Annotated in this window: 16 protein-coding genes; 11 read left to right on the forward strand and 5 right to left on the reverse strand. The window is 71.0% G+C overall.

What is annotated here, in order from left to right:
• Nucleotides 1-640: 640 nt before the first annotated feature.
• Nucleotides 641-2,446, forward strand: a complete 1,806-nt coding sequence (locus ACZ6TB_RS48125) for a class I SAM-dependent methyltransferase (RefSeq protein WP_465568413.1) — start codon at nt 641-643, stop codon at nt 2,444-2,446.
• A 36-nt stretch (nt 2,447-2,482) separates the two neighbouring features.
• Here ACZ6TB_RS48125 and pseI read toward each other — a convergent pair whose 3' ends face one another.
• Together pseI and ACZ6TB_RS48135 are read right to left on the reverse strand one after the other, a co-directional pair.
• Nucleotides 2,483-3,511 carry a pseudaminic acid synthase gene (gene pseI, locus ACZ6TB_RS48130; RefSeq protein ID WP_465568416.1) on the reverse strand — a complete coding sequence of 343 codons (1,029 nt, stop codon included), beginning with the start codon at nt 3,509-3,511 and terminating at the stop codon, nt 2,483-2,485.
• Between the two features lie 35 nt (nt 3,512-3,546).
• Nucleotides 3,547-4,608, reverse strand: a complete 1,062-nt coding sequence (locus ACZ6TB_RS48135) for a glycosyltransferase family 2 protein (RefSeq protein ID WP_465568419.1) — start codon at nt 4,606-4,608, stop codon at nt 3,547-3,549.
• A 106-nt stretch (nt 4,609-4,714) separates the two neighbouring features.
• Here ACZ6TB_RS48135 and ACZ6TB_RS48140 point away from each other — a divergent pair, with 106 nt between their 5' ends.
• Nucleotides 4,715-6,973: a putative bifunctional diguanylate cyclase/phosphodiesterase gene (locus ACZ6TB_RS48140; RefSeq protein ID WP_465568422.1), complete on the forward strand. Its 2,259-nt coding sequence runs from the start codon at nt 4,715-4,717 to the stop codon at nt 6,971-6,973.
• 46 nt (nt 6,974-7,019) lie between these two features.
• Entirely contained in the window at nt 7,020-10,226 is a 3,207-nt protein-coding gene (locus tag ACZ6TB_RS48145) for a S8 family serine peptidase (RefSeq protein WP_465568425.1), read from the forward strand.
• A 40-nt stretch (nt 10,227-10,266) separates the two neighbouring features.
• Here ACZ6TB_RS48145 and ACZ6TB_RS48150 read toward each other — a convergent pair whose 3' ends face one another.
• Nucleotides 10,267-12,516 (reverse strand): putative bifunctional diguanylate cyclase/phosphodiesterase, encoded by a 2,250-nt coding sequence (locus tag ACZ6TB_RS48150; protein ID WP_465568428.1) that lies wholly within the window; start codon nt 12,514-12,516, stop codon nt 10,267-10,269.
• Nucleotides 12,517-12,807: 291 nt separating this feature from the next.
• On the opposite strand from ACZ6TB_RS48150, the gene ACZ6TB_RS48155 reads away from it, so the two are divergent.
• From ACZ6TB_RS48155 to ACZ6TB_RS48190, 8 genes are all read left to right on the forward strand, one after another.
• Nucleotides 12,808-13,569: a DeoR/GlpR family DNA-binding transcription regulator gene (locus tag ACZ6TB_RS48155; RefSeq protein WP_465568431.1), complete on the forward strand. Its 762-nt coding sequence runs from the start codon at nt 12,808-12,810 to the stop codon at nt 13,567-13,569.
• A 51-nt stretch (nt 13,570-13,620) separates the two neighbouring features.
• A complete protein-coding gene (locus ACZ6TB_RS48160; RefSeq protein WP_465568434.1) occupies nt 13,621-14,970 on the forward strand; it encodes an ABC transporter substrate-binding protein in 1,350 nt (449 codons plus the stop codon).
• Complete coding sequence (locus ACZ6TB_RS48165; protein WP_465568437.1) at nt 14,971-15,894, forward strand: carbohydrate ABC transporter permease; 924 nt, start codon at nt 14,971-14,973, stop codon at nt 15,892-15,894. It abuts the gene before it with no gap.
• Nucleotides 15,891-16,709, forward strand: a complete 819-nt coding sequence (locus ACZ6TB_RS48170) for a carbohydrate ABC transporter permease (protein WP_465568440.1) — start codon at nt 15,891-15,893, stop codon at nt 16,707-16,709. Before ACZ6TB_RS48165 ends, ACZ6TB_RS48170 begins: the two co-directional genes overlap by 4 nt.
• On the forward strand, nt 16,706-17,695 hold the full coding sequence (locus ACZ6TB_RS48175; RefSeq protein WP_465568442.1) for a zinc-dependent alcohol dehydrogenase family protein: 990 nt from the start codon (nt 16,706-16,708) through the stop codon (nt 17,693-17,695). Before ACZ6TB_RS48170 ends, ACZ6TB_RS48175 begins: the two co-directional genes overlap by 4 nt.
• 57 nt (nt 17,696-17,752) lie before the next feature.
• Nucleotides 17,753-19,255, forward strand: coding sequence for an APC family permease (locus ACZ6TB_RS48180; protein WP_465568445.1), 1,503 nt, complete (start codon nt 17,753-17,755; stop codon nt 19,253-19,255).
• A 100-nt stretch (nt 19,256-19,355) separates the two neighbouring features.
• Nucleotides 19,356-19,703, forward strand: coding sequence for a hypothetical protein (locus tag ACZ6TB_RS48185; RefSeq protein ID WP_465568448.1), 348 nt, complete (start codon nt 19,356-19,358; stop codon nt 19,701-19,703).
• Complete coding sequence (locus tag ACZ6TB_RS48190) at nt 19,691-19,981, forward strand: hypothetical protein (protein WP_465568451.1); 291 nt, start codon at nt 19,691-19,693, stop codon at nt 19,979-19,981. Before ACZ6TB_RS48185 ends, ACZ6TB_RS48190 begins: the two co-directional genes overlap by 13 nt.
• On the opposite strand, the gene ACZ6TB_RS48195 is transcribed toward ACZ6TB_RS48190, so the two are convergent.
• Both ACZ6TB_RS48195 and ACZ6TB_RS48200 read right to left on the reverse strand, forming a co-directional pair.
• Nucleotides 19,971-20,285: a nucleoside triphosphate pyrophosphohydrolase family protein gene (locus ACZ6TB_RS48195; RefSeq protein ID WP_465568454.1), complete on the reverse strand. Its 315-nt coding sequence runs from the start codon at nt 20,283-20,285 to the stop codon at nt 19,971-19,973. The two genes, ACZ6TB_RS48190 and ACZ6TB_RS48195, sit on opposite strands and share 11 nt — an antisense overlap.
• Before the next feature lie 901 nt (nt 20,286-21,186).
• Nucleotides 21,187-21,336: a hypothetical protein gene (locus tag ACZ6TB_RS48200; protein ID WP_465568457.1), complete on the reverse strand. Its 150-nt coding sequence runs from the start codon at nt 21,334-21,336 to the stop codon at nt 21,187-21,189.

Here is a 21,336-nt window from a genome sequence, read left to right on the forward strand (position 1 = left end):
GGCCGTTCCGCACGGGGGCGATCGGCCTAGGCCGGGCCCCGTCTCCCCCCCTCCCCCCCCCCCCCCCCCCCCCCCCCCCCCCCCCCCCCCCCCCCCGCGACTGCCCACCGCTGGTCCGGGCGTGACAGCCCGCCAGCGGTATCGGCGTGACAGCCCAAAGTTGGCCCGGGTGACGACCCGCACGCCGGCCCGGCGCGAGATGGGGGCAGACCCCGCGCCGGGCCGGCCGCGAGCGGCCGGGGGGACGTGGCGGCGTCCACCCCGGCCTGTCCGGGGAGCCCGGATAGGGCTCGACCACGGCGCTTCCGAAAGACCGCGTGCTCCGAGGGACAGCGTGTTCCGAGGACGGCGTGCTCCGAGGGACAGCGTGCTCCGAAGGGACGGCGGCGCTTCCGAAAGTTATTCGCGTTGCGAGCGTCCACTGTAGGTTATCTGTGCAGCGCTTTCGCAACGGGTCGCCGGGGAGTGACGCGGGGGCGGGAGTACTGTGAGCGCACTCACTCGCATGGCTTGCGGGGCAAATCGGGCAATAGACGAATGTCACTGCGAATCCCCGGATTAACCCCTGATCTACTCTTGGGTGGTACGGTCCCGGGTCGTCCCGAGGGGCACCCCGCGTGCTCAACCGAGAGGTAGAAGTATGTCCGACGCCGCTGCCCTGATCCCCACCCAGGGCACGGACTACGCCGCCGCCCTCGCCGCCTCGCCGCTGCCCAATCTGCGGCGCATCGGTGGCGAGATGTTCAACTGGACCGACAGTGACCCGCGGCGTGGGCCCGCACGGCCGCGTGGCGCGGTGCTCCGCCACCTGATCGGCACGCTCGCCGGGGACGGCAGCGCCGTGCTGGTCGCCGGCCCCACCGACGACGACCTGGTCGACGCGCTGGTCGACGCCGGCGCCACGGTCACCTGGCTGCTGCGCTCGCTGCGCGACGCGGAGAAGCTCGCCGCCGCCCACCCGACCGTCAGCGTGATCGCCGGCGGCGTGCTCAAGTTCGACCCGGCGGCGCTGTTCGACCTGGTCGTGGCCGTGGACGGCATCGAGCGGCTGAACTCGGCCGAGGGCGAGCAGATGTCCACGTCCGAGCTGCTCGACCGGCTCGCCGAGGCGGTGCGTCCCGACGGCGTGCTCCTTCTCATGCACGACAACCACCTCGGCCTGCACCACACCGTCCGGCTCGAGCCCGGCGCCCGCGAGGCCGACTCCGCGGCGTGGTACCCGCTGGACGACCACGACACCCACCGCCCGGCCTCGCGCGAGCAGCTGGTCGACCGGCTCACCGCCTCCGGGCTGGTGGTCGACGTGGCCTACGCGGCCTTCCCCGACCCCGCGGCGCCGACCGTGCTGATCGGGCCGGGGCTGCTCGGGAACGTCGCGTCCCCGCTGCGCCCGCGGCTCGGCACCGCGCTGTCCCAGGCGTTCACCTCGGCGTACCGCGGCCGTCCCGTGCTCAGCGACCCGCGCCGCCTGGTCAAGCGGGCCCTGCGCGCCGGCGCCGAGGACACGGTGGCGACCTCCTGGCTGGTGATCGCCCGGGCCCCCGGCGCGGCCGCCGCCCCCGCGGTCGGTGGGCACGATCTGCTGGTGGGGGACGCGCACGGCCATTTCGCGTACGAGATGACCGCCGCCGACGGCAATGAGATCCGCACCACCGTGCTCCAGCCGCTGGACGCCCCGGTCGAGCGGGCCGGCCTGCGCCGGATCGCCGAGCCGACCGCGCCCGGCGCCGACTCCGGCTACGTGCTGGAGGAGCGCCTGCTGCACCTCTGCGCCACCGACGACCTGCGGCACCTGCGGGTCGAGCTGACCCAGTTCGAGTCGTGGCTGCGCGGCCAGGCGGTCGACGGCGCGCTGTCCGGCCCGGTCGCGGTGGCCGGCCTCGCCGACGTCTTCGTCACGCCCGACGGCCCGAGCCTGCTGCCCACCCGCTGGGAGCCGATCGAGCCGGTGGCGTACGAGACGGCATTGGTTCGCGTTCTCTGGGAGTTCGCGGTCCAGCTCATCGGCTCGGCCCAGCCGCACCCGTTCGCGATCACCTCGAGCGCCGTCGACCTCACCAACACCCTGCTCGGCATGGTGGGCCGGGGCTCGACCGAGGCTCAGGTGCGGGCGGCGGTCGACCTGCAGGTCGCGCTGGAGACGGCCGAGTTCGATCTGAGCCTCGACGAGCAGCACGAACGGCTGCTGCGCCTGCTCGCCGTCCAGCCCGGCACCGCCGCGGTCGACGTCGCCGGCTTCCGCGAGCTCGAGGAGGCGCTCTGGCGGCAGCGCTACCAGGCCAGCCACCTGCTCGCGATGATGGAGTGGACCGAGCAGATCATCCAGTCCCGCGACCACTCGCTCAGCCGGATGGACCGGGAGATCTCGTTCTACCGCACGAGCCTGGTCGGCAAGCTGGTCGGCATCGCCCGGCTGGCGTACCGGAGGTTCCGCGGTCGTCGATGACGTAAGGGGCCCCGCGCGGGGCCCCTTGTCCCATCGTCAGATGAGTTCCCAGGTCAGCGGGGTGCCCTTGGCCGCGTCGACGGTGAAGGTGCGGCCCAGCACCAGGCTGATCGCGTCGGGCTCGAGCCCGCCGGTCGGCCGGATCGAGCGCACGTTCTCCGGGCTGACCTTGTCGCCCGCCTTCACGTCGGCGACCACGTAGAGCGAGCGCCGGAACCGCAGGCCCTCCTGCTCGTGCTCGGTCGGCCCGATGTGCGTGGTGCCGAGCGCCTGCCAGGCCCGCTCCGACTCCTCGCGCAGCAGCTTGAGCTCGGCCGGGTTGAGCGAGAACGCCGAGTCGACGCCGCCGTCGGCCCGGTCGAGCGTCACGTGCTTCTCGATCAGGCAGGCGCCGAACGCCACCGCCGCGACCGGCACGCCGATGCCCAGCGTGTGGTCGCTGAGGCCGATCGGCAGCTCGAGCATCTGGGCCAGCACCGGGATGCGGCGCAGGTTGGTCTCCTCGGGCGGCGCGGGGTACGACGCGGTGCAGCTCAGCACCGTCACGTCGGTCGCGCCGGCGTCCTTGGCCGCCTCGACCGCGGCCGCGATCTCCTTCACCGACGCCATGCCGGTCGAGATGATCACGGGCTTGCCGGTGCTCGCGCACATGCGGATCAGCGGCAGGTCGGTGATCTCCGAGGACGCGATCTTGTACATCGGCGCGTCCAGCTTCTCCAGCAGCTCGATGGCGGTGCGGTCGAACGGGCTGGAGAACGGGGTGATGCCACGCTCACGGGCCCGGTCGAAGATCGGCTGGTGCCACTCCCACGGCGTGTGCGCCTGCTCGTACAGCTGGTAGAGGTAGGCGCCGCCCCAGAGCTCGTGGCCCTTGGAGAGCTGGAAACGCTCGTGCTTGACGTCAACGGTCATGGTGTCCGCGGTGTACGTCTGGATCTTGATCGCGTCGGCGCCGGCCTCCGCCGCGGCGTCGACGAGAGCGAGCGCCCGGTCGAGGGAGCCGTTGTGGTTACCGGACATCTCCGCAACGATGTACGGCCGCTTGTCGGGCCCGAACTGTGCCATTACTTACCTCTCTCGGTCCAGACGCGGTTGCCACCTCAAATTATGGACGTGGCCTGAGTCGTCTGTGGCGCGGAGGCTACCTCCCGGGAAACCGGGGGCGTCCGTTCGGGTTTCCGCCGTCGCATTCCGGCCAGCCGGTAACCGGCCCGGAGCAGCGCGTACAGCGGATAGGAGTCGGCCGCGACCAGCCGGTGTTTGAGACCACTCATCCCAGCCGGTGGGAGGTAGCCGGCCGGCCGGTGGCGCCGGTGCAGGGCGGCCAGCTGCTTGAAGAAGCCGCGCCGATGACCCGGGTGCATCCGGTTGTCGTTGCCGGCCACCACCAGCAGGTGGCTGATCATGAGGGTGAAGAGCCGGGCGCGGACCTCGGGCGGCACATCGTGCCCCGCCATCCACTCCTGCAGCAGGTCGTACTGCGTGAAGGCCTCGAAGTGGCGGTGGCTGCGGGTCGCCGTGATCGCGCCCGGGCGGCCGATGCGGTAGTGGTAACAGACCCGGTCGAGCGCGGCGATCCGGCCGGCGGCGAGCAGCACCGGGTGGCTGAACGAGACGTCCTCGTACCAGCCGGGGCCGAACCGCAGGCCGTTGCCCAGCAGGAACTCGCGCCGGACGATCCGGTTCCAGGCCGTGTGCTGCACGGCCAGCATCCGCTCCAGCGTCGGCTCGCCGGCCAGCAGGTGCGAGCTCGCGTCGACCTTGGCGTGGCCGTCCTCGTGCACCCGCAGGTGGTCGATCAGCAGCACGTCGGGCCGGTCGGCCGCGAGCGCCTCCAGGACCGCGCGCACCGAGCCCGCCGGCAGCCGGTCGTCGCTGTCGACGAACCAGACGTAATCGCCGGTCGCCTCGGCCAAGCCGGCGTTGCGGGCGAGGCCGAGGCCGACATTCTGCGGGAGATGCCGCACGCGTACGCCCGGATGGCCGCTCGCGTAGTCGTCGAGGATCTCGCCGCACCGGTCGGGCGACGCGTCGTCGACCGCGATGATCTCGACCCGCGCGTGCTCCCCGGCCGTCAGGCCCGCGCGGATCGAGTCGAGGCACTCGACGACGTACGCCTCCACGCGGTACACCGGCACCACGACGCTCAAACGGACAGACATCGAGCAAACCTTGTTCGTGCCGGTGAACGCCCGGCAAACGGGAGCTGACCGGAGCCTTCGCGGCAGGGAATTCTCACCTCGGCGTCGTGGCAGCCGATGCAACGGCGTGCTCTGGTCACGGTTTCTGGCGTTCAGCCGTACGCTGCGCGCCTCCGTCCTGGTCACGCTGACCGCGCTGGTGTTCTTCGTGGTCAACGTGATCTACCCCGTGCTGCCCTGGGCCCTGCTGTGGCTGCCCAGCCTCGCCGGCGCGGGCCTGCTCGTGGCGAGCGCCTGGCGCACCGCCCGGGCCGGCCATCTGCCCGCGCCCAGCCGACGGCTCTGGCGGCACATCTTCGGGGTGGCGGTCCTGGTCGGGCTGGGCAGCATCGCCCAGGCCGCGGACGTCGTGACCGCCGCCGACCCGGCCGGCCCGCACATCAGCACCGCTCAGATGGTCTTCGACAGCGGCGCGATCGTCATGATCATGTACGCCATGCTGCGCCTGCCGTTCGGCAGCCAGAGCAAGGGCGCCGTGTTCCGGATCGTGCTGGACGCCGCCACCGTCATGCTGGCCTGCGCGATCTTCGCCTGGCACTTCTCCACCCGGTACGCGCTGGACGGCGGCGACACGAGCGGCATCTTCATCTCCCTGGCACTGACCGTGCTGGCCCTGCTCGCGGTCTTCGCCGTCGCCAAGGTCATGATGACCGGCTCGTCCGGGACCGTCGACCACAGCTCGCTGCGCCTGATCGGCCTGGCCGTGCTGGTCGGCGCCGTCGGGCCGACCCTGCGCCCGCTGATCGAGCCGATCGACCCGCACCTGTTCCCCGACATCGTCTGCATGCCGGCCATCTACTTCCTCGGGTCGTGGGCGGCCGAGCGTCAGCGCACCGCCGCCGACCACGCGCCGCGCCGGGGCGTTCCGGTCCGTCGCCGCCGCAGCTTCAGCGTTCTCCCGTACGTCGCCATCGCCGCCGTCGACGGCCTGCTGCTGAGCGTGGCCCTGCCCGCCGCCGCCGCCGACCGCCGGGTCATCGTGATCAGCTCGGTGGCCCTGACCGCCCTGGTCGTCCTGCGCCAGGTCACCGCGTTCCTGGACAACGGCCGCCTGCTGCGCCGTCTCGACCACGGCGCGACCCACGACGGCCTGACCCAGCTGCCCAACCGCACGCTCTTCCACGACCGCCTCCAGAAGGCGCTCACCGTGCCCGGCGAGCGGCCGGTCGCCGTCGCCCTGATCGACCTGGACGACTTCAAGGAGGTCAACGACACCCTCGGCCACGAGATCGGCGACCTGCTGCTGATCGCCGTCGCGCAGCGCCTGAACGCCTGCATCCGGGTCGAGGACACGGTCGCCCGGCTCGGCGGCGACGAGTTCGTGGTGGTCCTCGACGGCGCCGACCCGGAGGCCGCCGACCTCGCCGCCCAGCGCATGATCGAGGCGCTGCGCCCGCCGGTCCTGGCCGACGGCCACGAGCTGCCGATCCGGGCCAGCATCGGCATCGCCGACGGGCACTCCGGCGACGACGCCAGCGTGCTGCTGCGCCACGCCGACATCGCGATGTACGCGGCCAAGGCCATCCCCGGCACGGCGTCGCTGCACTTCACCCCGGCCATGGCGCACGCCGGGGCGGACCACGCCGGCCTCGGCGCCGAGCTGCGCGCGGCGATCGACGACGGCCAGCTCTACCTGCTCTACCAGCCGATCGTGGCGTTGCCCGACCGCCGGGTGCTGGGCGCCGAGGCCCTGGTCCGCTGGGCGCACCCGGTGCACGGCACGATGCCGCCGCAGACCTTCATCCCGCTGGCCGAGCGCACCGGCCTGATCGTGCCGCTGAGCCGGTGGGTGCTGCGGGCCGCGGTGAGCCAGCTCGCGCGCTGGGACACGCTCTCGGTGCTCAACATCAACGTCTCGGCGCGCGACCTGCGCGAGCCCGGGTTCGCGGCACTGGTCGAGGACCTGCTGACGGAGTTCGGCGTCGACCCGCACCGGATCACCCTCGAGATCACCGAGACGCTGCCGGTGGACGGCGAGGAGGCGGCCGGCACGCTGGGGGAGCTGCGGGCTCTGGGCGTACGCGTATCGCTTGATGATTTTGGTACGGGTCAGTCGACGCTCACGCTGCTGCACGATGCCGTGGACGAGCTGAAGCTGGACAGCTCGTTCACCCAGGCGCCGGACGACCGGGCGCCGATCGCGGCGACCGTGCTGCGGCTGGCCGAGTCGCTCGGGCTGAGCACGATCGCCGAGGGCGTCGAGACGCCCGATCAGGCCGCGCGGCTGATCTCCCTCGGGTACTCGTCGGCGCAGGGCTTCTTGTTCGCGCACCCGTTGCCGGCCGAGGAGTTCGGCGCGTTGCTCACCGGAGCGGCCGCGGCCTGACAACCTAACGGGCCCCCGGTCGCATCTAATAGATGTGAATGCCTTGATGCGTTGCGCCCCGGTGATGGCCGGGGTGGTGGTGGCCGCGCTGGGCGTGGCTCCCGCCTCCGCCGCCCCTCCCGTCCCGCCCTCTTCGATCTCCACGGTGACCCTGCTGACCGGCGACGTGGTCACGGTGACCGCCCGATCCTCCGGATGCCCGGCGGTGAGCGTGCGGCCGGCCGCCGCGAGCGGGGTGCTGCACCGCAGCTGCGGCCCCGACGGCCACGTCCACGTCGTGCCGGCCCGGATCGCGCCGCTGCTCGGATCGCTGCTCGACCCGGCGCTCTTCGACGTCACCGCCCTGATCCACGACGGCTACGACGACGCGCACACCCACGACCTCCCGCTCATCGTCCGGTCCGGCGGCGCGGCGTCGGCCCGCCTGGCCGCCGGTCGCACGCTGCCCAGCCTCGGCGCCGTCGCCGGCTCGCGAGCGAAGGGCAGCGGCCTCCCGCTGATCGAGTCGCTCGCCGCCGCCGCCCGCGCAGCCGGCCCGGCTCCCAGGATCTGGCTCGACCGCAAGGTGCGGGCCACCTCGCTCGACGCCAACCTCACCCAGATCTCCGCGCCGCAGGCCTGGTCCGCCGGCTACACCGGCGCCGGGACGAAGGTCGCCGTCCTCGACACCGGCGTCGACCCCACTCATCCCGACCTCGCCGGCCGGATCGCCGAGACCGCGGACTTCAGCGCCGACGGCGGCGACGCCGTCGACCACCTCGGCCACGGCACCCACGTGGCGGCCACCATCGCCGGCACCGGCGCCGCCTCCCACGGCGCCCGCAAGGGGGTGGCGCCCGACGCCCGCCTCGTGATCGGCAAGGTGCTCGACGACAACGGCGAGGGCACCGACTCGCAGGTCATCGCCGGCATGGAATGGGCCGCGGCCCGGGCGCCCGTGGTCAACATGAGCCTCGGCGGCTGGGAGCCGAGCGACGGCGCCGACCCGCTGTCGCTCGCCCTCGACAGCCTCTCCGACCGGACCGGCGCGCTCTTCGTCGTGGCCGCCGGCAACGACGGTCCCGGCGACGGGACGATCTCCTCGCCGGGAGCGGCCGCCCGGGCCCTGACCGTCGGCGCTCTCGACGGCGCCGGCGAGGTCGCCGACTTCTCCAGCCGCGGGCCGCTGATCGGCAGCCACGTCGCGAAGCCCGACCTGGTCGCGCCCGGCGTCGACATCGTCGCGGCCCGGGCCGCCGGCACCACGATGGGCCGGCCGATCGACGACCGCTACGTGGCCGCCTCGGGCACCTCGATGGCGACCCCGCACGTGGCCGGCGCGGCCGCCGTGCTCGCCCAGCGGCATCCCGACTGGAAGGCCGGGCAGCTCAAGGAGGCGCTGATCGGGGCGACCGATCCGATCCCCGGCGGCGACCCGTACACGAGCGGGGCCGGGCGGCTCGACGTCGCGCGGGCGCTCTCCGGCGTGGTGCGCGGCCCGTCCACGGGCTCGTCGCTGAGTTGGGTCAACACGGGGACAACCGCGGCCACCGTCGCGCTCGACGTTGTCGTGCGTGACCGCCTCGGCGCGGCCGTCCCGGGGGCGGCCACGCTGTCGGGGGAGCGGCTCCGGCTCGCGGCCGGCGCCACGGGCGGGGTCACGCTCACCACCGGGCGGACCGCGCCCGGCTACTACACCGCGGTGGTCACCGCTCGGGTCGGGGGCGCGGTCGTCGCGCGTACGCCCATCGGCTTCTTCGCCGAATCGCCCAGCCACGACCTCACGATCCTGACCACGACGATCCCGGGCGCCCCCGCCGACGCGAGCGGCTGGTCGTTCATCCAGGTGGTCAACCTCGACGACCCCGCCGTGTACGCCCAGGCCGACGGCGCGGACCTGGGCGGCACCGTCAAATTCCGGGTGCCCGAGGGCCGCTACAGCGTAATGGCCTCGTTCATGTCCTACACCGACACCGACCAGCGGGCGGCCATGGCCGGCATCCCCGACACGGCGATCACCACCGACACCACGATGCGGTTCGACCTGGCCAAGGCCGTGCCGGTGACCGCGACCGTGACCGGCGTGGAGGCGGCGACCACGGCGGTCGGCCTCACCTATGAGCAACAGGCGCGACGAGGCCCGGCGTGGAACGACTTCGCCTTCGCGTGGGGCCCCGGCGCGACGGTCTATGCGCTGCCCACCATCGCCGCCGGGGTCGGGAGCTTCCGGGCGTACGCCGGCTTCGGTCTGGAAGCCTCGAACGGTGACGTCTACGACCTGGTCGACTCGTACGGCAACGGCCTGCCCGCCGATCCGTCCTACCGCGTCGACCGGTCGTCGCTGGCCCGCATCGACCAGCGCTTCCACGTCCTCGACGCACCCGGCTCGATCACCGAGCACAAACGCTACGGCCTGAGCCCCGACGGCCTGTTCATCGCCGAGCACAGCACCGGCCCGCTGGTCGCCGATCGGACCGACTACGTGACGCCCGGGGTGGCCTGGATCGACGAGGCCTTCTGGGACGGCACCGTGAGTCAGGAGGGGGTGCGCACGTACCGGCCCGGCAGCCGCGTCGAGAAGACCTGGATGCGTCAGCCGCTGCACTCCGACTGGTTCGACGACCCGGCCGGCTCGCCGAGCGGTTGCGCGCCCGCGGCGCCGTCCCGGACCAGCGGAAACATGCACGTCGAGCTGGTCACCCTGACCGACCGGCACGGCCGTTTCGACTGCCTGGCGGGCAATTTCGACCCGCGCATCACCACCGCGCTGCGGCTGGAACAGGGCGGCCACCCGATCGGTTCGGCGCGCGACTCGATCGCCGATTTCCCGATTCCGGCGCGCCCGGCGACGTATCGGCTGACCTTCGACGTCGACGCGAGCCAGGCGATCCCGGTCTCGACGCATGTCTCTACATCGTGGACATTCCGGTCATCGAAGCCCGCGGGCACGGCGAGCCGCCCGCTGCCGCTGCTGGCCATCGATTACGCGCTGCCCTTGGACGCAACAAATCACTTTATTTCCGGGCAAAAGGCAAACTTCAAGGTTATTTCGGCCGTACGCCCTCAGGCGGTGACCGCTCTAACGCTGGCAACCTCATTGGACAGTGGCGCGACGTGGCAGCCCGCCACCGTCACCAGAACCGCAGCCGGCGCCTACGAGGCCGCCCTGCCGTCGCCCGCGGCGGGCCAGTCGGTCTCCCTGCGAACCACCGCGACGGCCGCGAACGGCAGCGCCATCGATCAGACCATCATCGACGCCTACCGAGGGGAATAGCAGAAGCGCCGGGCGCGGTCCGTCGGGTCCGCGTCCGGCCTCAGACGGATGACTCCTCGTGGGGTGGGTCGACCGGGAAGAGCAGGTCGTCCAGGGCGGATTGGGTCAACGGCTCGGCGAAGTAGTAACCCTGGCCCAGCTCGCAGTCGCCGTCGGTCAGGGACGTCAGCTGGCCCGCGTGTTCGATGCCCTCGGCGACCGTGGAGAGCTGGAGTGCGCGGCCCAGCTGGATGATGCCGTGGGTGAGGGCGGCGGCGGTGGGCTCGTCGACCACGTCGTCCACGAAGGACTTGTCGATTTTGATGATGTCGACCGGGAACTGGCGCAGGTAGGCCAGCGACGAGTAGCCCGTGCCGAAGTCGTCGATCGCCAGGCGTACGCCCAGGGCCTTGATGGCCTTCAGGCGGGCCAATGTCGCGGGGCGGTGGTCGACCAGCAGCGACTCGGTGAGCTCGAGGATCAGGCGGTCGGCGGGCAGGCCGCTCGCGTCCAGGGCCGACTGCACCACCTGCGGCAGCACGCACTGCTCGAGTTGGACCGCCGAGATGTTGACGCTGACCGTCAGCGGGCGGTCGGAGCGGCGGGCGTTCCACTCGGCGATCCGCTGGCAGGCCTCGCGCAGCACCCACTCGCCGATCGGGACGATCAGGCCGGTCTCCTCGGCCAGCGGGATGAAATCCACCGGCGGGACGATGCCGCGGGTCGGGTGGAGCCAGCGGATCAGCGCCTCGACGCCGGTGATGTCGCCGGTGGTGAGGTGGACGATGGGTTGGTAGCGCAGCTCGAACTCGTGCCGGACGACGGCGCGGCGCAGGTCGGCCTCGAGGTCGATGGTGGCCTGGAACTCCTCGCGCATGGCCGGCTCGAACATCTCGAACTTGTCCTTGCCGTGCTTCTTCGCCTGGTACATCGCGAGGTCGGCGTCGACCATCAGCTCCTGTACGCCGTGCTCGCCCGGCCGGCTGTAGGCGATCCCGATGCTGGCGCTCACGTACGCCTCGGCGCCGTTGAGGCGGAACGGCGCACGCAGCTCGTCGAGCAGCCGGGTCGCGACCGGCACCGCCTCCTCGGCGGCGCCGAGGTCGGGCAGCAGCACGGCGAACTCGTCCCCGCCGAGGCGGGCCGCGGTGTCGTCGTCGCGCAGGCAGGAGCGGATGCGGTCGGCCACGCCCATGAGCAGCAGGTCGCCGGCCGCGTGGCCGAGCGAGTCGTTGACCATCTTGAAGCGGTCGAGGTCGATGAAGAGGACAGCGGCGCCCCGAGTCGGCCCACTCAGAGCGTCTTCCATCCTGGTCTGGAACAGCGCGCGGCTGTGCAGGCCGGTGAGCGAGTCGAGGAAGGCCTGGTTCATCGCCTCGAGCGTGCGGGCGTCGGTCAGCGCGAGGCTGATGTGCTCGGCGAACGCCCGGAGCATCTCCTGCGAGCCCTTGTCCCACTCGCGGGCCCGGCTGTACATGCCGACGGTGAGGCAGCCGACCGCGCGGCCGTTCTCGTGGACCGGCGTCGCCATGACGGCGTGCAGCTGGGCCTTGGCCAGGGCGGGGATGACGATCGGGGAGACCGTGTAGTCCTCGACCATGACCAGTTCGTCGCCGAGGACGGCGAGGCCCGAGACCCCGGCGGCGGCCAGCGGGATGCGCTGGACCTTGGCCTGGACCTCGGCCGGCACGCCGCTGGAGGCGGTCATGCTGCCGGTGGTCGAGTCGTCCCGGTCGACCAGGTTGAGCGTCGCCATCTCGACGTCGAGCAGCTCACGAGCCGAGGCCGTGACGATGTCGAAGATCTGGTCGAGGGGCAGCCGGCGCGCGATCGCCCGCTGGATCTCGGTGAGCTTCTCGAACAGGCGCTGCCGCTGGTGGAGGGAGTCGAGCAGGCGGTCGTTCTCCTCGGCGTAGCGGCGCTCGGACTCGAGCATCTGCAACGAGTTGAGGCTCAGCTCGAGGACCCGGGCCATGCCGCGCAGCAGGCAGACCTCCTCGGCGGTGAAGGCCGAGGAGCCGGCCGAGGAGCCGGTGGAGTCACGCCGGCCGAGCACGAGCAGCCCGCCGGTCTCGCCGCCGATGGTGGCGAACGTGACCGCGTACGGCACCCCGCCGATCTCGAGCGTGGTGCGGCGCCCGGCGGCGACCTCACCGAGGGCATACGCGGGAACATCGTCCGCGGCCACGCCGATCGCGGCCACCACGCCCTCGTCGATCAGCAGCACGGCCAGGTCGGCGCTCAGCGCGCGGGCCGCACAGTCGACGGCAGCGTGATGCGCCGCCGGACCGCTGGGCCGGTCGGCGACCACGGAAAGGAACTCCGTCAGTTGCTGAGTCGCTAGCACGGTTGTCCAGTCGGCCGGGACCCCGCGCACTTGAGTGAAAGCCCGACCTCACACCGCGGGCAGGAACCGGTCACGGTTCCGCGCGAAACGGTCAGGCATTTTGTCGGCTTGACAGGCTTAGAGACCGTATTGTGCCGCATGGGCGCGTGGGTCATCCGGGCAAGACCACAACAAAGTTGCCCGGGCAGTGATGCGGACCACAGGTTTCTCCGGTGTTACAAATAGTCCACGGTTAATCGAGCTTGGAGGTGCGGTTTGAATGCTGACGAGCGGCAGCACCAGATCGTCGCCCTGGCCCGGCGCGAGGGCGAGGTCAATGTCGCCAAACTCGCGGCCGAACTGAACGTCTCCGCCGAAACAATTCGCCGAGATCTGCGGCTGCTCGAAAAGCACGGACTCCTCCGGCGTACGCACGGCGGCGCGTACCCGGTGGAGACCGCGAAATTCGAGACCGACCTGGCCATCCGGACCACGCGCGGGGTGCCGGAGAAACGCCGGATCGCGGCCGCGGCGGCCGGCCTGATCGGCGACGCCGAGACGATCTTCATCGACGAGGGATTCACCCCCCAGCTCATCGCCGAGGAACTGCCCACCGACCGGCCGCTCACCGTGGTGACCGCGTCGCTGAACACCGCGGCCTGGCTGGCCGCGTCCACGCCGGCCACGGTGCTGCTGCTCGGGGGCCGGGTACGCGGCCGGACGCTGGCCACCGTCGACCACTGGGCCGCGAACATGCTCGCCGGCTTCGTGATCGACCTGGCCTTCGTCGGCGCCAACGGGATCTCCCGCGAGGCCGGGCTCACCACCCCCGACCCGGCGGTCGCCGACATCAAGGCGCACGCCATCCGGTCGTCCCGCCGGCGGGTGTTCGTCGGCATCCACACCAAATTCGGCGTCCGCACCTTCTGCAAATTCGCCGAGATATCGGAATTCGAGTCACTGGTCACGGACACCGCTCTGCCGGTTTCCGAGGCGCACCGTTATGCCCGGCTCGGACCACAGGTAATCCGAGTCTGAAATAGCTCCCCCCATTAATGCGCCGTTTTCGAATAAAACGGAGGATCCACCATGCCCAAAAAACTTGCCGCGGCGGCCCTCGGCCTCCTGCTGGTGACGGCCGGCTGCTCGGGCGCCGGCTCGACCGGCGGCAGCAGCGGAGGCGGCGACGACAACACGATCACCGCCCTGATGGTCGGCAACCCGCAGATGGAGGACATCCAGAAGCTGACCGCCGACAACTTCACCAAGCAGACCGGGATCACCGTGAAGTTCACGATCCTCCCGGAGAACGAGCTTCGCGACAAAGTCACCCAGGACGTCGCGAACCAGGGCGGCCAGTACGACGTGGCGACGGTCGGCGCGTACGAGGTGCCGATCTGGGCGAAGAACGGCTGGCTGCACGAGGTCTCCACGCAGGCGCAGGCCGACTCCGCGTACGACGCCGGCGACCTGCTCAAGCCGATGGTGCAGTCGCTGACCGGCGAGGACGGCAAGATGTACGCCGCCCCGTTCTACGGCGAGTCGTCGTTCCTTATGTACAACAAGGACATGTTCGCGGCCAAGGGCCTGACCATGCCCGATCACCCGACCTGGGCCCAGGTGGCGGACTTCGCGGCCAAGCTCAACGACAAGGGCAAGGGCGTCGCCGGGATCTGCCTGCGCGGGCTGCCGGGCTGGGGCGAGCTGTTCGCGCCCCTGACGACGGTCGTCAACACGTACGGCGGAACCTGGTTCGAGAAGGATTGGACGCCGAAGGTCAACGCGCCCGAGTTCACGGCCGCGACCAACTTCTACGTCGACCTGGTCAAGAAGTACGGCGAGTCGGGGGCGCCGCAGTCCGGCTTCACCGAGTGCCTGAACACGTTCGGCCAGGGCAAGGCCGCCATGTGGTACGACGCCACATCGGCCGCCGGCACGCTCGAGGACAAGAACGCCAGCAAGGTCGCCGGCAAGGTCGGCTACGTCTACGCGCCGGTCAACAAGACCGAGTACTCGGGCTGGCTGTGGACCTGGGCGTGGGCGATGCCCAAGACCACCAAGAAAGCGGACGCGGCCTGGAAGTTCATCTCCTGGGCGACCAGCAAGGACTACGAGAAGCTGGTCGGCGAGAAGCTCGGCTGGTCGCGGGTGCCGTCCGGCAAGCGCACCTCGACGTACTCGATCCCCGAATACAAGAGCTCGGCCGCCGCGTTCGCCGACGTCACGCTCGGTTCGATCGAGCACGCCAACCCGCAGAACCCGGGCGTCCAGCCCCGGCCCGCGCTCGGCGTCCAGTTCGTCGGCATCCCCGAGTTCGCCGACCTCGGCACCAAGGTGTCGCAGGAGGTGAGCGCCGCGATGACCGGCAGCACAACGGTCGACAAGGCCCTGGCCGACGGCCAGAAGCAGGCCGAAGACGTGGCCAAGAACTACAAGTAGATGACTACCACGGTGACGCGGCCGGACGTGCGGGCGGTACCGCCCGTCCGGCCCAACCAAAGCAAAGAGCGCTGGATTCGCCGGGCGCCGCTGCTCCCGGCCCTGATCTTCGCGATCGTCATCACCCAGATCCCGTTCCTCTACACGCTCTACCTCTCGACGCTGCACTGGAACGCGCTCAAGCCGGGCAAGCACGCGTTCATCGGCCTGGACAACTACGTCACCGTCCTGACCGACGCCCGGCTGCGCGCGGCCCTGGTCAACACCGTGGTCCTCACCGCCGGCGCGGTGATCTTCTCGATGATCCTGGGCCTGGTGCTGGCGCTGCTGCTCGACCGCAGCTTCTTCGGTCGGTCGGTGGTCCGGACCCTGCTGATCACGCCGTTCCTGGTGATGCCGATCGCGGCCGCCCTGCTCTGGAAGCACGCCATCTTCAACCCGGCGTACGGGCTGCTCAACGGCATCTTCGGCGGATCGACCGACTGGATCTCGTCGTACCCGAAGGCGGCCGTCATCACCACGCTGGTGTGGCAGTGGACGCCGTTCATGATGCTGATCCTGCTGGCCGGCCTCCAGTCGCAGTCGAACGAGGTGATCGAGGCGGCCCGCGTCGACGGCGCGAGCGCGTGGCAGATCTTCCGCCGGATGACGCTGCCGCACCTGCGGCAGTACCTCGAGCTGGGCGGCCTGCTCGGCTCGATCTACCTGGTCAACACGTTCGACGCGATCTTCAGCATCACCCAGGGCGGTCCGGGCACGGCGACCACCAATCTGCCGTACGAGATCTACCTGACCACCTTCCGCAAGTTCGAGTACGGCGAGGCCTCGGCGGCCGGCGTGATCGTGGTGATCCTGACGATCATCGTGGCGACGTTCGCGCTGCGGGTCATCTCCAGCCTGTTCCGGATGGAGGAGAACCGATGATCGTCAAAAGAGCGGGCAACGCCATCTGGGGCACGGTGGCCTGGATCGCCGGGATCGTCTTCGTCTTCCCGGTGATCTGGATGGTGCTGACCAGCTTCAAGCAGGAGCAGGACGCGGCCAGCAACCCGCCGTCCTGGGTCTTCACGCCGACGCTGCATCAGTACGAGCAGGTGTTCGACCGCAACATCACGCCGTTCCTGCTGAACTCGCTGATGGCCAGCCTCTTCTCCACGCTGCTGGTCGTGGCGCTGGCGACGCCGGCGGCGTACGCCCTCTCGCTGCGTCCCGTCGCGAAATGGACCGACTCGCTGTTCTTCTTCATCAGCACCAAGATGATGCCCGCGGTGGCCGCGCTGCTGCCGATCTACCTGCTCTCGAAGCATCTCGGCATGCTCGACAACATCTGGACGATGGTCATCCTCTACACGGCGATGAACCTGCCGCTCGCGGTCTGGATGATGCGGTCGTTCCTGCTCGAGGTGCCGCGCGAGGTGCTGGAGGCGGGGGAGGTGGACGGCGCCTCGCTGCTCACGTCGATCCGGAAGATCATTATGCCGATCGTGTCGCCCGGGCTCGCGGCCACGGCGCTGATCTGCTTCATCTTCGCCTGGAACGAGTTCTTCCTGGCGGTTAACCTGACGGCAACCAACGCCGGCACCGCGCCGATCTTCCTGGTCGGATTCATCTCCTCCGAGGGCCTGTTCCTGGCCCGATTGTGCGCGGCGGCCACGCTGGTCTCCCTGCCGGTGCTCATCGCCGGCTGGCTGGCGCAGAACAAGCTGGTACGAGGCTTGTCGATGGGAGCCGTCAAGTGAGAGCAGCCGTCGTCGTCACCCCGGGAACGATCGAGATCGCCGACCTGCCGGACCCGTCGCCGGGCCCGGACGAGGTGGTGGTCAAGCCGGCCGCCGTGGGCATCTGCGGCACCGACCTGCACATCATGGACGGCGAGTTCGCCCCGGCGTTCCCGATCGTCCCGGGGCACGAGATGGCCGGCGAGATCGTGGCCGTCGGCTCGGCGGTGACCGGCTACGCGGTCGGTGACCAGGTGGCCGTCGACCCGTCGCTGTACTGCGGGCACTGCTATTACTGCAAGCGGGCCCGGGGCAACCAGTGCGAGAACTGGGGTGCGATCGGCGTGACGGTCACCGGCGGCGCGGCGGAGTTCCTCGCCGCGCCGATGGCCAACCTGTTCAAGCTGCCGCCGGTTCTGGAGGCCAAGGACGCGGCCCTGATCGAGCCGCTGTCCTGTGCCGTGCGCGGCTTCGACGTGCTGCCCCGGCAGATGGCCTCGGCGTACCTCATCTACGGCTCGGGGACGATGGGCCTGATGATGATGGAGCTGGCCAAGCGGGCCGGGGCCGAGTCGGTGTCCATGGTGGACCTCAACCCGGACCGGCTGGCCACGGCGCAACGGCTCGGCTGCTCGGCGGCGGTCACGTCGGCCGACGAGCTGGACGCGCCGCGTGGCTTCGACGTCGTCATCGACTGCACCGGCGCCGAGGCGGCCATTCGCGACGGGCTCCGGCGGGTCGGGCGGGGCGGGACCTATCTCCAGTTCGGGGTGGCGGGCTACGACGCGCGGGTGGCGATCGAGCCGTACGAGATCTACCGCCGCGAGATCACCATCACCGGCTCGATGGCGGTCCTGCACAGCTTCGACCGTGCCGGGCGGATGCTGGCGGCCGGCGTTCTCGACCCATCGATATTCGTCTCGCACCGGTTCCCGCTGACCTCGTACGCGGCGGCGCTCGAGCAGTTCCGCCGGGGCGAGGGCCGGAAGATCCTGATCGAACCGTGAGTGAGTGAACCGGTACGTGTAGTTGTGATCTGACCCGCCATCAGGCTCAATGGATCTGTGGGTACGCCCGATGAGTCGACGCACACCCTCGCCACGGGCCGCATCGGTGCGGCCGCCGTCACGTTCTTCGCCCTCGCCGCGACCGCTCCCCTCGTCGTACTGATCACCGTCGTGCCCGCCGCCTACGCCCACGGCGGCGGGCCGCTGGTACCGCTGACCTTCGTGGCCGTCGCGATCGTCCTGCTCTTCTTCGCGGCCGGTTACGCGGCCATGGCTCATCGGGCGCCGTACGCGGGCGCCCTCTACGCGTACGTCTCCCGTGGTCTCGGCCGTCCCGCCGGCGTGGCCGCGGCCTGGGTCGCGCTCGCCGCCTATCACGCCCTCCAGCTCGGCCTCTACGGCGTCGTCGGCCTCGCGGCCGCGCCGATGCTGCACAGCTGGTTCCACGTCGAGGCGCAATGGTGGATGGTGGCGGCCGGCTGCTGGCTGCTCGTCGCGCTCGGCGGCACGATCCGGATCGAGATCGTCAGCGGGCTGCTCGCGCTGCTGGTGCTGGCCGAGGTCGCAGTGGCGGTCGGCTTCGCGACGGCCAACATCATCCAGCCCGCCGGCCCCCGCTGGCCGGACCATCTCGGCGCCGTCGATCGGCCCGCGCTCGGCCTGCTGCTGGCCCTCGGGGTGCTCGCCTTCGCGGGCTTCGAGACGACCGGGACGTACGCCGAGGAGACCATGCGCCCGCGTAAGGAGGCGGGCTATGGCACGTACGCGACCGTGGTGATCTTCGGTCTTGTTCTTGCCGTCACCGCCTGGTCGGTGAGCGTGGGCGCGGGCCCGGCCGACCTCACCGCCCTGGCCCGGGCCCGCGGCTCCGAGCTCGTCTTCGACCTGGCCGGCGCCCGCCTCGCGCCGTGGGCGGTCACGAGCGGCCGGGTGGTGCTGCTGGCCGCGCTGGTGGCCGCGATGCTCGCGCTGCACAACGCGATCGCCCGTTACCTGTACGCGCTGGGCCGTGAGAAGGTGCTGCCCGGCGCCCTGGGCGTCACCGCCCGCCGCACCTCGGCGCCGCGCACGGCCTCGCTCGTCCAGTCGCTGATCGCCGGGCTGGCCATCGCGATCGCGTACCTGGCCGGGGTGCGCTCGCCCGGCGTCCTCGCGCAACGCCTCACCGTCGTGGGCGGGCTCGGCGTCCTCGTGCTGCTGCTCGCCACCTCGCTCGCCGCCCTGCTGCATCTCAACCGCGTGCCGAACGGCGAGGGCACGTGGGGGCGGTTCCTGGCTCCGATCCTCGCCACCGTGGCGGTCGGGACGCTGGCCTACCTGGCGTTCTGGAACATCCCGTCGTTGCTCGGCGTGCCACCCGACTCCGCCCTCGTGTGGATGACGCCGACCGGGATGGCCGCGGTGGCGGGGGCCGGTCTCCTGCACGGTCTTTTGCTGCGTGGCGCGAACCCGGTGATTTACGCGGGCATCGGGCAGGGCGGAAGGGCCATCGTCGTGACACCGCAAGTGCCGCACCCCCGGGACCCGGGGGCGCACCGACCAGAACGGGTGAACCGCTAGGGAGGAGCCGGACTTGTCGACCTATCCGCTGATTTCCTATCCGCCACTGGTACTACGGCGGCGTCGTCGTTTGGAACACGAACGTTTCACGGCACTCGGCTTGGATCCGGCAACCGGCAGATATCGGCACAACGAGGCGGAGACGGCGATCCTCATCGAAAAGACTTTGGGCGTACGCCTCACCCGGGCCCCGAGGTGGTCGCGGGCCGACTGGTTCGACGAGCACAACGTCTCCTACGACGCGGTCGGCCCCTTCGCCGCCACCCGTTTCGACCAGCAGTGGCGCCGCTTCTCCCAGCAGATCGTGCTGCACCTGCGCAAGGCCGAGGTGGTGCCGGTCGACGTCTCGCTCTTCACCACCAACCAGGTCAGGGTCATCGAGACCTTCATCGCCGACCGTGGCCTGGCGCCGCGGGCGTTCACCCTGGGGCACTCATGGCTGCGCTGATCATGGTCCGCGACGACCGCGACTGGCAGTCCTCGGGCGGCCTCTTCGACTGGACGCTGGAGTACCTGATCCCGCGCCTCTCCGACTACAAGACCGCGTCCCTGCTGCGCGAGATCATCGACGAGAACCTGGGCAACCTGTGGATTCCCGACCTGCCGGCCGAGGCCCAGGAGGAGATCTACGGCGTGCTGCGAACCGGCCTGGTCTCCGCCGCCGCCCACGAGCTCCCGCCCGCCGCCGTCGACCAGCTGCGCGAGCTGGTCGCCCTCACCTATTGAGAGAGTCCTCGACCCCCTCGGTCATGGCCGCGAACTCGGCCGCGAGATCAACGCCGTACCGGTCGGCCAGCACCAGCACCGACCACAAACAATCGGCGAGCTCATGGCCGAGCTTCGCCCGCGCGTCGTCGATCTCCCGCCGCCCGTCCACGGCCATGACCAGCTTCGCGAGATCCCCCACGTCCCCCACGAACCCCAGCGCGAGATCCCCGGTCCCCCAGAGCTCCCGCCCCGCGGCCGCATGGTGCCGGTCGTAGAGCGAGGCGATCTCGACGGCGCGCTTCTGCAGGCTCTCAAGCTCCATGATCAGACTCTAGAGAATCAAATCCATGCATATGTACGCGCAGGCCAGGGCCCCGTGGCGCACGGGCGACCTGCGTCGTCGGTCGCGCCTTTGCCGCCCGCTGCGGGCGGAGCTGCCCACTAACGGTGGCGGCCGCGCCCCCCAGCCCGGCCGCGCCCTCTCAGCCTGGCCGCGCCCTCTCAGCCTGGCCGCGCCCTCTCAGCCTGGCCGCGCCCTCTCAGCCTGGCCGCGCCCTCTCAGCCTGGCTGCGCCCCCCCTCAGCCGGCCGCGCCCTCTCAGCCCGGCCGCGGTCTCGGCCCGGCTTCCGTTTCGGCCCGGCCGCCGCCCACTCTGCGCTGCTGCGCTTTGCTCTGCTTACAGATACGTGCCGCCCGGCCCGGCGGTAGCTGGAGTGGCGAGGCCGCGAGCCGGCGTCCCCCGGAGTCGAGGCCGCCGGTCGCGTTGCCGTCGTGAGCGGCTTCGGGCGCTGATCCGCTCGCTACGCCTTGCTCTGCTTACAGATGCGCGCCATGCCACCTGGCAGCCGCTGAAGCGGTGGCGGACATGGCGGGACGCCCGCTGGCCGACGTCGTGGTCCGCAAATGGTGAGGCTGCGAGCCGGTGGCCCGCGGAGTCGAGGCCGTCGGCCGCGTTGCCGTCGTGAGCGGTCTCGGGCGCTGGTTCGCGCCGCTGCGCCTTGCTCTGCTTACAGATACGCGCCGCTACGCCTTGCTCTGCTTACAGATGCGCGCCGCTGCGCCTTGCTCTGCTTACAGATGCGCGCCGCTACGCCTTGCTCTGCTTACAGATGCGCGCCACCCGGGGCGGCGGTCGCTGAGTGGCGAGGCCGCGAGCCGGTGGCCCGGAGTCGAGGCCGCCGGCCGTGTTGCCGTCGTGGGCGGCCTCGGGCGCTGGTCGGTGACTACTGGGTGGTGCCGTGGAGGCGGGCCTCTTCGGTCTGCCGGGAACGGCGGGCGATCCGCCGGGATTCGCGGGTCACGCCGGGCGGGCGGTGGGCCCGCAGGCGCGACTTGGCCACGGCCGCGGTCAGCAGCTCGAACTCTCGGCACAT

This window comes from Actinoplanes sp. NPDC051537 (assembly GCF_055586105.1).

Bases quoted from the DNA above. Each gene is read 5' to 3' on its own strand.
- ACZ6TB_RS48160 (WP_465568434.1), top strand. From the start codon at position 13,621: ATGCCCAAAAAACTTGCCGCGGCGGCCCTCGGCCTCCTGCTGGTGACG.
- ACZ6TB_RS48200 (WP_465568457.1), bottom strand. From the start codon at position 21,336: ATGTGCCGAGAGTTCGAGCTGCTGACCGCGGCCGTGGCCAAGTCGCGC.
- ACZ6TB_RS48125 (WP_465568413.1), top strand. From the start codon at position 641: ATGTCCGACGCCGCTGCCCTGATCCCCACCCAGGGCACGGACTACGCC.
- ACZ6TB_RS48145 (WP_465568425.1), top strand. From the start codon at position 7,020: ATGCGTTGCGCCCCGGTGATGGCCGGGGTGGTGGTGGCCGCGCTGGGC.
- ACZ6TB_RS48135 (WP_465568419.1), bottom strand. From the start codon at position 4,608: ATGTCTGTCCGTTTGAGCGTCGTGGTGCCGGTGTACCGCGTGGAGGCG.
- pseI (WP_465568416.1), bottom strand. From the start codon at position 3,511: ATGGCACAGTTCGGGCCCGACAAGCGGCCGTACATCGTTGCGGAGATG.
- ACZ6TB_RS48190 (WP_465568451.1), top strand. From the start codon at position 19,691: ATGGCTGCGCTGATCATGGTCCGCGACGACCGCGACTGGCAGTCCTCG.
- ACZ6TB_RS48165 (WP_465568437.1), top strand. From the start codon at position 14,971: ATGACTACCACGGTGACGCGGCCGGACGTGCGGGCGGTACCGCCCGTC.
- ACZ6TB_RS48170 (WP_465568440.1), top strand. From the start codon at position 15,891: ATGATCGTCAAAAGAGCGGGCAACGCCATCTGGGGCACGGTGGCCTGG.
- ACZ6TB_RS48195 (WP_465568454.1), bottom strand. From the start codon at position 20,285: ATGGAGCTTGAGAGCCTGCAGAAGCGCGCCGTCGAGATCGCCTCGCTC.